The following is an 11,170-nucleotide window of genomic DNA, read 5'->3' on the forward strand; positions in this document are numbered from 1 at the left end:
GAGTGGACCCCGGAACAAGCCCGGGGTGAAGGCGGGCGCCGCCGCATGACCACGCCGTCCACCCCCAACACCGCCGCCGCCATCGCCGCCGCGGTCCGCGCCGGCACCCGCACCGCGCGGTCCTTCGCCGAGGCCGCGATCGCCGATATCCGCGCCCGCGACGGCGCCTATCTCGCGGTCACCCGCCTGCTCGCCGATCGCGCGCTGGCGGAGGCCGATGCCGTCGACGCGATCGTCGCCGCCGGTGGCGATCCCGGGCCGCTCGCCGGCGTCCCCTATGGCGTGAAGGATCTGTTCGACGTCGCCGGCCTGCCCACCACCGCCGGCGCGGCGATGCTCGCCGATGCGGCGCCCGCCGCCGCCGATGCTGCGGCGGTGCAGGCGTTCGGCCGCGCCGGCGCGGTGCTGGTCGCGACCCTCAACATGGACGAGTATGCTTATGGCTTCGCGACGATCAACGCGCACCATGGCACCACCCGCAACCCGCATGACTTACGCCGCCTCGCCGGCGGATCGTCGGGCGGATCGGCGGCGGCGGTCGCGGCGGGGATGCTGCCGCTGACCCTGGGATCGGACACCAACGGATCGATCCGCGTCCCCGCCTCGCTCACCGGCCTCCACGGGCTGAAGCCCAGCCATGGCGGCCTGCCGATGGCCGGGGTCTTCCCGTTCGTCGACAGCTTCGACGATATCGGGCCGTTCGCGGCGACGGTTCAGGATCTGCGCCTCGCATGGGAGGCGCTCGGCGGGGTCGCCGGGCCGGTGCCGGAGGTGATCCGGGTCGCCCGGCTCGGCGGCTGGTTTCGCGCCGATGCCGCGCCCGAACTGCTCGCCGGGCTCGATGCGGTGGCGGCGTTCCTTGGCGGCGACGATCTGGTCGAACTGCCCGAGGTCGCGACCGCACGCTCGGCCGCCTTCGTGATGACCGCGGCGGAAGGCGGCGCGCTCCACCTTGCCGAGCTGCGCCGCCGCCCGCTCGCCTTCGATCCCGCCACCCGCGACCGCCTGATCGCCGGCACCTTGCTCCCCGCGAGCACCTATTTGAGCGCGCTCGCGTTCCGCCGCTGGTTCGCCGCCCAGGCCGCCGCGTTATTCGCCCGCTACGACGTCCTCCTCGCCCCCGCCGCGCCGTGCGAGGCGCCGCTGATCGACGACCCGACGATCACCATCGCCGGCCAGCGCGTCCCCGCCCGCGCCCATCTCGGCATCTTCGCCCAGCCGTTGAGCTTCATCGGCCTGCCGGTGATCGCGGTCCCGCTGAAGCGCGACGGGCTGCCGCTGGGGGTGCAACTGGTCGGCAAGCCGGGGGGCGAGGCGACCCTGTTCGCGGTGGCCGAGCGCCTCGAAGCCGCGGGGCTTACACAGGGGCGGGTGGTCGGTGCGGAGCCGGTGCCGGCCTGAACCCCACTCGTCGCCCCGGCGGAGGCCGGGGCCGCGCACGGCTCCTGCGAGTCCCGTTCCGCGCTATCTTGCGCGGCCCCGGCCTCCGCCGGGGCGACGAGTGGGGAATTCTCAAAATTCGAGTCAGGCCGTGGCGAAAATGGTGTCGGCCGACGACCCGGCGCGCAGCGTACTTAATGTACGTGAGCACCGGAAGCGTCGGGCGGCGCCATTTGCAGCCCGGCCTGACCGAATTTTCCGCCGCACTGCGGTAAGTAAGCAAACACTTACTATTGCACCCGCCCGAATCCCTGCCATACATGTGTCCGGACCACCCGCGCAGACGGGGCGGCCGCGCAGGGGGAGGCGCGAACGGGGCGAGAGCGAGAAGGGGGATCTCCATGCCGATGCCGGAACTGCTGAACGGGCCCGATCCCGATGCCGGGCGTCCTGCCTCGCGGCTCGACCGGATGTTCGCGCTGACCGAGCGCGGCACCAACACCCGGACCGAAATCCTCGCCGGCGTCACCACCTTCCTCACCATGGCCTATATCATCCTGGTCAACCCGGCGATCCTCGGCCAGGCCGGCATGCCGGTCGCGGCGGTCGCAGCGGCGACCTGTTTCGCCGCGGCGTTCGCCTCGATCCTGATGGGCTTCGTCGCCAATGTCCCGCTCGCGCTCGCGCCGGGCATGGGGCTCAACGCCTATTTCAGCTTCACTGTGGTCCAGGGGATGGGCGTGCCCTGGCCGATCGCGCTCGGCGCGGTGTTCATTTCGGGCGTGGTGTTCCTGCTGCTGACGCTGGGCGGCATCCGCCAGATGATCGTCGCGGCGATCCCCGCGCATCTCTTCGCCGCGGTCGCCGGCGGCATCGGCCTGTTCATCGGCTTCATCGGCCTGCGCAACGCCGGCATCGTCGTCTCGAACCCGGCGACCTCGGTCGCGCTCGGCGACCTCCACCAAAGCGGCCCGATCCTCGCGATCGTCGGCCTGGTGATCATCGCCGTGCTCAGCATCTGGAATGTCCGCGGCGCGATGCTGATCGGCATCGTCGTCACCACCGCGCTCGGCTGGCTGTTCGGCGCGGTCAGCTTCACGCCGCAGCCTTATGATCTGGCCACACTCGGCCAGACCGCCTTCGCGCTCGACATCGGCGGGGTGCTCGGGCTCACCGGGCACGGCCTCGGCCTGCTCGAGATCCTGTTCGTGTTCCTGTTCGTCGACCTGTTCGACAATATCGGGACCCTCGTCGCGGTCACCAAGCGCGCCGGGCTGATGACCCCCGACGGCAAGATCCCGAAGCTCAACCGCATATTGTTCGCCGATGCCACCGCGACCATCGTCGGGTCGATGGCGGGCACCAGCACCGTCACCTCCTATGTCGAAAGCGCCGCCGGCGTGCAGGCGGGCGGGCGCACCGGCCTCACCGCGGTCGTCACCGGCCTGCTGTTCCTGCTGGCGATGTTCGCCGCGCCCTATGCCCAGCTCATCCCGCTCGCCGCGACCGCGCCCGCGCTGATCCTGGTCGGCGGGCTGATGATGGCGCCGTTGGTCGAGGTGCCGTGGGACGAACCCGAACTTGCGATCCCCGCCTTCCTCACCCTCGCGCTGATCCCGCTCACCTTCTCGATCGCCAACGGCCTCGCCTTCGGCATCACCGCCCACGCCGCGCTCAAGATATTGCGCGGCAAGGCGGTCAAGGGCGACTGGCTGCTGTTCGTCCTCGCGGCTTTGTTCGTGGTGCGCTTCGTCTATCTGGCGGGGGGTTAGATGCGGATCGCGTTTAAGTCATCCGTCATCCCGGCGGAGGCCGGGATCTCAGTAGGCCAGCGCGCGCCCTTGCCTCCCGAGATCCCGGAACAAGTCCGGGATGACGGTCGTGGTTCACGGACCCTTCCATGCTGAACACATATAAGTCCCTGCGCGGCATGGTCACCGCGCCGCATCACCTCGCCGCCCAGGCCGGTCTGTCGATCCTCCAGGACGGCGGCACCGCCGCCGAGGCGGCGGTCGCGGTCGCCGCCACCCTCGCGGTCGTCTATCCGCACATGAACTCGATCGGCGGCGACAGCTTCTGGCTGGTTGCCGAGCCGCACGGGATCGTTCGCGCCGTCTCCGCCTGCGGCGGCGCCGCGGCGAAGGCCGATCTGTCGCTCTATGCCGGGCTGCCGGCGGTTCCCTGGCGCGGGCCGCTCGCCGCCAACACCGTCGCCGGCACCATCTCGGGCTGGGAGGCGATGCTCGCCGGGGTCGCCGATCCGCTGCCGCTCGACCGCATCCTGCGCGACGCGATCCACCACGCCGAACATGGCGTCGCGATCACCGCCGGCGGCGCCGAGCTCGCCGCCGCCAAGGACGCCGAGCTGCGCGACGTGGCGGGCTATGCCGCCATCTTCCGCCCGGACGGCGCGCCTTTGGTCGAGGGGCAGATTCTCAAACAGCCCGCGCTGGGCCAGACCCTGCGCCTGCTCGCGGCGAGCGGCCTCGCCGATTTCTACACCGGCGGTGTCGGCGCAATGATCGCCGCAGATCTCGCCGCCGCCGGCAGCCCGGTTTCGGGCATCGATCTCGCCGCGCACGCCGTCACCCATCCGGTCCCGCTCGCGGTGTCGATCCGGGGCGCGAAGCTCTGGAACATGACCCCGCCGACGCAAGGGGCCGCGTCGCTGCTGATCCTCGCGCTGTTCGACCGGCTGAAGTCGGAAGCGCCGGACTCGTTCGATCACGTCCATGGGCTCGTCGAGGCGACCAAGCAGGCCTTCCTGTGGCGCGACGCGCATGTCGGCGATCCCGCCTATATGACCGCCGATCCCCAGGCGCTGCTCGACGATGCCGCTGTGCTCGACGCGATGGCGGCGCGGATCGATCCGGCGAAGGCGCTGCCCTGGCCGCAGCCGGCCTCGGCGGGCGACACCGTCTGGTTCGGGGTGGTCGATGGCGAGGGCCGCGCGGTCAGCGCGATCCAGTCGACCTATTTCGAATTCGGATCGGGCATCACTTTGCCGCAGACCGGGATCGTCTGGCAGAACCGCGGCGCCAGTTTCCGCCTCGCCGCCGATGGCTGGAACGCGTTGCGTCCTGGCCGCAAGCCGTTCCACACCCTCAACCCGGCGATGGCGCATTTCGACGACGGCCGCTTGATGGCCTATGGCACGATGGGCGGGGAGGGGCAGCCGCAGAGCCAGGCGGCTGTGTTCACCCGCTATGCCCGGTTCGGCGTGCCGCTCCAGGCCGCGGTCACCGCCCCGCGCTGGCTGCTCGGCAAGACCTGGGGCGAGGAGAGCGTCACCCTCAAGCTCGAGGACCGCTTCGATCCCGCGCTTGTCGACGCGTTGCGCGCGGCCGGCCATGATGTCGAGCTGCTCGCCGCCTTCACCTCGACGATGGGCCATGCCGGCGCGCTCGTCCGCCACCCGAACGGCCTGATCGAGGGCGCGACGGACCCCCGCAGCGACGGCGCGGTGGCCGGATGGTAGAGGCCAAAGACTCTGGTGGCGGAGCCCGTGCGGTCGCGCGCTGCGACGAACTGGGGGTCGCGCCGTACAGCGACACGCCCGACGGCCTGTTCCGCGCCTTCCTCACCCCCGCCCACGCTGCCGCGCTCGGCCGTCTGGCCGACTGGATGGGGGAGGCCGGCATGACGGTCCGCCTCGACCCCGCCGCCAACCTGATCGGCCGCTACGAAGGTGCCGAGCCCGATGCGCCCGCCTTGTTGATCGGCTCGCACATCGACAGCGTCCGCGACGCCGGCCGCTATGACGGCCCGCTCGGCATCATGCTCGGCATCGAGGCGGTCGCCGCCCTGGCGGGCAGGCGCTTCCCCTTCGCGATCGAGGTGGTGGCGTTCGGCGACGAGGAAGGCTCGCGCTTTCCGGCGTCGATGCTGTGCAGCCGGGCGCTGGCGGGGACGCTGGAGCCTTCTGCGCTCGACGTGTCCGATCGCGACGATATCTCGTTGCTCGATGCCCGTTCGTCTTTCCCAACCCGTCATGCTGAACTTGTTTCAGCATCCACCGTGCCACGCGGGGCCGCCCGAGCCGATGAGTTGACCCTGAAACAAGTTCAGGGTGACGGCGGGTTTTTGGCGGCGGCGCACGCCCCCGCCATCGCCTTCCTCGAACCCCATATCGAACAGGGCCCCGTCCTCGAATCCGAAGGCCTCGCGCTCGGCGTCGTCTCGGGGATCGCCGCCCAGCTCCGCTTCCAGGTCCGCATCACCGGCAAGGCGGGCCATGCCGGCACCAACGCGATGCACCTGCGCCGCGACGCGCTCGCCGGTGCCGCCGAAGCGGTGCTGATCGTCGAGCGGATCGCCAACGAGATCGGCGGCGACCTCGTCGCCACCGTCGGCCGGATGACCGTCGCCCCCGGCGCGGTCAACGTCGTCCCGGGCCAGGTCGATTTCTCGGTCGATGTCCGTTCTGGAAACGAAACGATCCGCAACGACGCCGCATCGCGAATATATGCGGAATTCCGCACTTCGGCCGAAAAGCGCGGTCTCGGCTTCGCCTGCGAACAGGTCCAGGATCTGTCCGCATCGCCCTGCGACCCCGCGCTGACTGCGTTGCTCGAAGCCGCGCTCGCCGATGCCGGCCACGCGCCGCGCACCCTCGTCAGCGGCGCCGGTCACGATACGATGGTGATGGCGTCGCTCTGCCCGACCGCGATGCTGTTCATCCGCTGCGAAGGCGGCGTCAGCCACAACCCGGCCGAGGCGGTCACCGCCGCCGATGCCGACGCCGCGCTCCGGGTGATGCTCGGCTTCATCGAAAAACTGGGAGAGAAACTCCGTGTCTGATCCGACGCCCGACCTGTTTGGCGAGATCGATCCGCCGCAGCGGCTGCTGATGGGCCCGGGCCCGATCAACGCCCATCCGCGCGTCCTGCGCGCGATGTCGGCCGATCTGCTCGGCCAGTTCGATCCCGAATTCACCGCCTATATGAACCAGGTGATGGCGCTCTACCGCCAGGTCTTCCAGACGCAGAATCGCTGGACCTTCCTGATCGACGGCACCGCCCGCGCCGGGATCGAGGCCGGGCTGGTCTCGCTGGTCGAACCGGGCGCCACCGTCCTCATCGTCCGCTCGGGCCGCTTCGGCCTGCTGCTGTCGGAAATCGTCGAGCGCGCCGGCGGTACCATCGTCGGGGTCGACGCCGACTGGGGCGAGGTCGTGCCGATGGCCGCGATCGCCGATGCGGTCGCCCGCCAAAAGCCCGCGGTCGTCGCCTGCGTCCATGGCGACACCTCGACCACCATGGCCCAGCCGCTCGACGGCCTCGGCGAGATCTGCCGCGCCCACGGCGCGCTCTCCTATGTCGACGCCACCGCCACCCTCGGCGGCATGGCGGTCGAGACCGACAAATGGGGCGCCGACATCGTCACCGGCGGCCTGCAGAAATGCATGGGCGGCCCGTCGGGATCGTCGCCGATCACCATCTCCGATCGCGCCGCCGACTTCATCTTCTCGCGCCGCCACACCGAGAAAGGCATCGCCCGCGACGACCTGGCGCAGGGCGGCGCGGCGCGGATCGCGTCCAACTATTTCGACCTCGCGATGGTGATGGATTACTGGTCGGAAAAGCGGCTGAATCATCATACCGAGGCGACGACGATGCTCTACGGCGCCCGCGAATGCGCCCGGGTCGTGCTCGGCGAAGGGCTCGACGCCCGCTTCGCCCGCCACGCCGCCGCCGGCCGCGCGGTGGTCGCCGGGCTGCGCGGCATGGGCCTCACCGTCTATGGCGACGACACCTACCGGATGGCCAACGTCACCGGGGTCTATATCCCCGACGGCGTCGACGGCGAACGCGTCCGCACCCGGATGCGCGAGGATTTCGAGATCGAGATCGGCACCGCCTTCGGCCCCTTGCAGGGCAAGATCTGGCGGATCGGCGCGATGGGCTACAATGCGATGAAGCATAAGGTGCTGATCACCCTGGGCGCGCTCGAGGCGGTGCTGCGCGCCGAGGGCTTCGCGGTCAAATCGGGCGCCGGCGTCGACGCCGCGCTGGCGAGCTACGCCGCATGACCCTCCCGCGCGACCTTGTCGGCTATGGCGCCAACCCGCCCGACCCGCGCTGGCCGGGCGGCGCGCGGATCGCGGTGCAGTTCGTGATCAACTATGAGGAGGGCGCCGAGAATTCGGTGCTCAACGGCGATCCGGGATCGGAGGCGTTTCTGTCCGAAATGGTCGGCGCGGCCAGCCATGTCGGCGAGCGCGCGATGGCGATGGAGAGCCTCTACGAATATGGCAGCCGCGCCGGTTTCTGGCGGCTCCACCGGCTGTTCACGTCGCGCAGCGCGCCGGTCACCGTCTTCGGCGTCGCCAGGGCGCTCGAGACCAATCCGGAGGCGGTCGCGGCGATGCAGGCGGCCGGCTGGGAGATCGCGAGCCACGGCCTCAAATGGATCGACTATCAGAAACAGCCCGAGGTGGTCGAACGCGCCCATGTCGCCGAGGCGATCGCCTTGCACGAGAAGGTCACCGGCGAGCGTCCGCTCGGCTGGTACCAGGGCCGCACCAGCCCCAACACCGCGCGGATCGTCGCCGAGGAGGGGGGCTTTCTCTACGACGCCGACAGCTATGCCGACGACCTGCCTTATTATGACCGCCGCCACGGCCGCGCGCAGTTGATCGTGCCCTACACGCTCGACGTCAACGACATGAAGATCGTCGCCTTGAACGGCTTCACCGAGGGCGAGCAGTTCTTCCGCCATATGCGCGATACCTTCGACGCACTTTACGCAGAAGGTGGCCGGATGATGTCGATCGGCCTCCACGGCCGCATCGCCGGCAAGCCCGGCCGCGCCGCCGCGGTCGCGCGCTTCCTCGACCATGTCCAAGCGCATTCGGATGTGTGGGTCGCCCGGCGCATCGACATCGCCCGCCACTGGCTCGAGGTGCATCCGGCATGACTAAACTATCCTTAGCCCCAGGCGTCATCCCGGCGGAGGCCGGGATCTCGGGAGGCTCGCGAGCGCCCTTGCCGCATGAGATCCCGGCCTCCGCCGGGATGACGATTTGGGTAAAGCGTCTTTTCCCGCATCCTCGTCATGCTGAACTTGTTTCAGCATCCACCGTGCCACGCGGGGCCGCCCGAGCCGATGAGTGGACCCTGAAACAAGTTCAGGGTGACGGTCGCTTGGGTGGGGAGCCCACCGCATGATCGTCAACGACCCCCAGGTCATCTCCGAGGTCACCGCCGCCTTCCACGCCTATGAGGCCGCGCTGATGGCCGACGACATCCCCGCCATGGACGCTTTGTTCCACGAGGCCGAGACCACCATCCGCTACGGCGTCGGCGAGGTGCTCTACGGGATCGAGGCGATCCGGGAGTTCCGCAAGGGCCGTGGCGGTTCGCCGCAGCGCAGGCTCGGCCGGGTCGCGATCGCCAGCTACGGCCCCGACTTCGCCACCGCCAACGCCGAATTCTTCCGCGAGGGTTCCGACCGGCGCGGGCGGCAGAGCCAGAGCTGGGTGCGCTTTGCCGACGGCTGGAAGGTCGTCTCGGCGCATGTCTCGCTCGAGGGAAGCACGTCATGAGCATCCAGCAGATCAACGCGCTGCCGCCGGCCGATTTCGTCGCGAAATTCGGCTTCCTGTTCGAACATTCGCCGTGGATCGTCGAGGCCGCCGAGGCGCGCCGGCCGTTCGCCAGCCTCGCCGCGATGGAGGCGGCGATGGCGGCGGTGATCGAGCAGGCCGGCGAGGAGGCCCAGATCGCGCTGCTGCGCGCCCATCCCGAGCTCGCCGGCAAGGCGGTGCTCGACAAGACCCTCACCGAGGCCTCGACCGCCGAACAGGCGTCGGCCGGGCTCGACCGGTTGACCCCCGACGAATATGCGACCTTCCACGCGCTGAACGACGCCTATCGCGCCAAATTCGCTTTCCCGTTCATCATCTGCGTGCGGCTGACCGACAAGGCCGGCATCCTCGCGGCGATGCGCGCGCGCACCGCGAACGACGTCGCGACCGAGATCGCGGCCGCGCGTGCGGAAATCGCCAAGATCGTCCACCTTCGGCTCGAGGATGCGCTCGCATGACCGGTCTCGCCGCTCTCAACGACCGGGTCCGCGCCGACCTCGCCGCGATCGGCTTCGGCGCCGCCACCTGGGTCCGGCCGCGCGACGGCATCTATGACGTCGTCATTGTCGGCGGCGGCCAGTCGGGGCTCGGCGCGGCGTTCGGGCTGTTGCGCGAGCGCGTGTCGAACATCCTCGTGATCGACGAGAATCCCGCCGGCTTCGAGGGCCCGTGGGAGACCTATGCGCGGATGGTCACGCTGCGCACCCCCAAGCACATCACCTCGATCGACCTCGGCGTCCCCTCGCTCACCTTCCGCAGCTGGTGGGAGGCGCAGCATGGCGCCGAGGGCTGGGACGCGCTCGACAAGATCCCGCGCGGCGCGTGGATGGCCTATCTGCGCTGGTACCGCGCGATCCTTGCGCTGCCGGTCCGCAACGACACGAAGCTGACCCTGGTCGAGCCGCTTGGCGACGGAACGTTCCGGCTCCAGCTCGACGGGCCGGACGCAGCACCGATCGTCGCGCGCAAGGTCGTGCTCGCCACCGGCATCCAGGGTGGCGGCGAATGGCACACCCCCGATTTCGTGAAAGTGCTGCCGCGCGAGCGCTACGCCCATACCTCGGAGGCGGTCGATTATGCCGCGCTCGCCGGCAAGCGGATCGGCATTCTCGGCGCCGGCGCCTCGTCGTTCGACAATGCCCAGCATGCGCTCGGGCTCGGGGTCGCCGAGGCGCATGTCTTCGTGCGGCGCAAGGCGCTGCCGACGATCAACCCGATCCGCTTCATGGAACAGTCGGGGCTGATCGGCCGCTTCACCGCGCTCGACGATCCCGCCAAATATCGGGTGATGGCGAGCTTTTTCGACCGCAACCAGCCGCCGACCAACGACACCTTCGCGCGGGCCTGCGCCTGGCCGGGCTTCCATCTCCATCTCGGCGCGCCCTGGCTGTCGGTGCGCGAGACCGCCGACGGGGTCGAGGTCGAGACCCCGCAAGGGCGGCATGTCTTCGATTTCCTCGTATTGTCGACCGGGCTCGTCACCGATCCCAAGCTGCGGCCTGAACTCGCGCTGGTCGCCGAAGACGTCGCGCGCTGGGGCGATCTATATGCCGCGCCGGCCGATCTCGCCAATCCGGTGATCGACGATCATCCCTATCTCGGGCCGGGCTTCCAGCTGCTGGGCAAGGATGAAGCCGGCACCGCGAAGCTCCATGGGCTGTTCGCGTTCAACTATTCGGGGCTGATCAGCCTCGGCCTGTCGGCATCCGCGCTTTCCGGCCTGAAATATGCTATCCCCAAGCTGGTCGAGGGCGTCGCCAACCAGCTGTTCACCGACGACGAGGACGCGGCGTTGCGCGACTATCTCGATTATGCGGAGCCCGAATTCGAGGGGCAGTGGCCGCGCAAGGAGCAGGCGCGATGAGCGGCGGTCTTTCGACCCATGTCCTCGACACCACCCATGGCCGCCCGGCCGCGGGCGTGGCGATATCGCTGTTCGCGGGCACGACCCCGCTGTTCGAGGGCGTGACCAACGCCGATGGCCGCGTGCCCGGCATGCTCGGCGATCATGTGCTCGCGGTCGGCCCTTATCGGCTGGTGTTCGCGGTCGCCGATTATTTCCGCGCGCAGGGGGTGGTGCTGCCCGAGCCGCCGTTCCTCGACCGGGTGACGATCGACTTCGCGGTGTCCGACGCGGGCGCGCATCATCATGTGCCGCTGCTGGTCTCGCCGTTCGGCTATTCGACCTACCGGGGGAGCTGA

At 69.7% G+C, this 11,170-nt stretch carries 10 protein-coding genes; all 10 read left to right on the forward strand.

What is annotated here, in order from left to right; genetic code table 11:
* Window positions 1-45: 45 nt before the first annotated feature.
* The 10 genes from AC1RM6_RS03255 (at window position 46) to uraH (ending at window position 11,170) form a co-directional block, all read left to right on the forward strand.
* Window positions 46-1,401 carry an AtzE family amidohydrolase gene (locus AC1RM6_RS03255; RefSeq protein ID WP_493098161.1) on the forward strand — a complete coding sequence of 452 codons (1,356 nt, stop codon included), beginning with the start codon at window positions 46-48 and terminating at the stop codon, window positions 1,399-1,401.
* A gap of 449 nt (window positions 1,402-1,850) precedes the next feature.
* Window positions 1,851-3,152, forward strand: coding sequence for an NCS2 family permease (locus AC1RM6_RS03260; protein WP_493099514.1), 1,302 nt, complete (start codon window positions 1,851-1,853; stop codon window positions 3,150-3,152).
* A 128-nt stretch (window positions 3,153-3,280) separates the two neighbouring features.
* Window positions 3,281-4,858 (forward strand): gamma-glutamyltransferase family protein, encoded by a 1,578-nt coding sequence (locus AC1RM6_RS03265; RefSeq protein ID WP_493098162.1) that lies wholly within the window; start codon window positions 3,281-3,283, stop codon window positions 4,856-4,858.
* Window positions 4,852-6,180: a Zn-dependent hydrolase gene (locus AC1RM6_RS03270; RefSeq protein WP_493098163.1), complete on the forward strand. Its 1,329-nt coding sequence runs from the start codon at window positions 4,852-4,854 to the stop codon at window positions 6,178-6,180. Before AC1RM6_RS03265 ends, AC1RM6_RS03270 begins: the two co-directional genes overlap by 7 nt.
* Window positions 6,181-6,229: 49 nt before the next feature.
* The gene (locus tag AC1RM6_RS03275; protein ID WP_493099516.1) at window positions 6,230-7,411 is read left to right on the forward strand and encodes a pyridoxal-phosphate-dependent aminotransferase family protein; all 1,182 of its coding nucleotides are present in this window, start codon (window positions 6,230-6,232) and stop codon (window positions 7,409-7,411) included.
* Window positions 7,408-8,298, forward strand: a complete 891-nt coding sequence (gene puuE / locus AC1RM6_RS03280) for an allantoinase PuuE (RefSeq protein ID WP_493098164.1) — start codon at window positions 7,408-7,410, stop codon at window positions 8,296-8,298. Before AC1RM6_RS03275 ends, puuE begins: the two co-directional genes overlap by 4 nt.
* Before the next feature lie 247 nt (window positions 8,299-8,545).
* Window positions 8,546-8,926 (forward strand): oxalurate catabolism protein HpxZ, encoded by a 381-nt coding sequence (gene hpxZ, locus AC1RM6_RS03285; RefSeq protein WP_493098165.1) that lies wholly within the window; start codon window positions 8,546-8,548, stop codon window positions 8,924-8,926.
* Window positions 8,923-9,426, forward strand: a complete 504-nt coding sequence (gene uraD / locus AC1RM6_RS03290) for a 2-oxo-4-hydroxy-4-carboxy-5-ureidoimidazoline decarboxylase (RefSeq protein ID WP_493098166.1) — start codon at window positions 8,923-8,925, stop codon at window positions 9,424-9,426. The genes hpxZ and uraD overlap by 4 nt, the downstream gene beginning before the upstream one ends.
* Window positions 9,423-10,832, forward strand: a complete 1,410-nt coding sequence (locus AC1RM6_RS03295; RefSeq protein ID WP_493098167.1) for an FAD/NAD(P)-binding protein — start codon at window positions 9,423-9,425, stop codon at window positions 10,830-10,832. Before uraD ends, AC1RM6_RS03295 begins: the two co-directional genes overlap by 4 nt.
* Window positions 10,829-11,170, forward strand: coding sequence for a hydroxyisourate hydrolase (uraH, locus tag AC1RM6_RS03300; RefSeq protein WP_493098168.1), 342 nt, complete (start codon window positions 10,829-10,831; stop codon window positions 11,168-11,170). The genes AC1RM6_RS03295 and uraH overlap by 4 nt, the downstream gene beginning before the upstream one ends.

Source organism: Rhizorhabdus sp. GW822-FHT03C02 (assembly GCF_058801765.1).

What these genes read in the sequence shown, in the direction of transcription:
- AC1RM6_RS03255 (WP_493098161.1), top strand. Translation starts at nt 46, where the DNA reads ATGACCACGCCGTCCACCCCCAACACCGCCGCCGCCATCGCCGCCGCG.
- AC1RM6_RS03260 (WP_493099514.1), top strand. Translation starts at nt 1,851, where the DNA reads ATGTTCGCGCTGACCGAGCGCGGCACCAACACCCGGACCGAAATCCTC.
- AC1RM6_RS03265 (WP_493098162.1), top strand. Translation starts at nt 3,281, where the DNA reads ATGCTGAACACATATAAGTCCCTGCGCGGCATGGTCACCGCGCCGCAT.
- AC1RM6_RS03270 (WP_493098163.1), top strand. Translation starts at nt 4,852, where the DNA reads ATGGTAGAGGCCAAAGACTCTGGTGGCGGAGCCCGTGCGGTCGCGCGC.
- AC1RM6_RS03275 (WP_493099516.1), top strand. Translation starts at nt 6,230, where the DNA reads ATGGGCCCGGGCCCGATCAACGCCCATCCGCGCGTCCTGCGCGCGATG.
- puuE (WP_493098164.1), top strand. Translation starts at nt 7,408, where the DNA reads ATGACCCTCCCGCGCGACCTTGTCGGCTATGGCGCCAACCCGCCCGAC.
- hpxZ (WP_493098165.1), top strand. Translation starts at nt 8,546, where the DNA reads ATGATCGTCAACGACCCCCAGGTCATCTCCGAGGTCACCGCCGCCTTC.
- uraD (WP_493098166.1), top strand. Translation starts at nt 8,923, where the DNA reads ATGAGCATCCAGCAGATCAACGCGCTGCCGCCGGCCGATTTCGTCGCG.
- AC1RM6_RS03295 (WP_493098167.1), top strand. Translation starts at nt 9,423, where the DNA reads ATGACCGGTCTCGCCGCTCTCAACGACCGGGTCCGCGCCGACCTCGCC.
- uraH (WP_493098168.1), top strand. Translation starts at nt 10,829, where the DNA reads ATGAGCGGCGGTCTTTCGACCCATGTCCTCGACACCACCCATGGCCGC.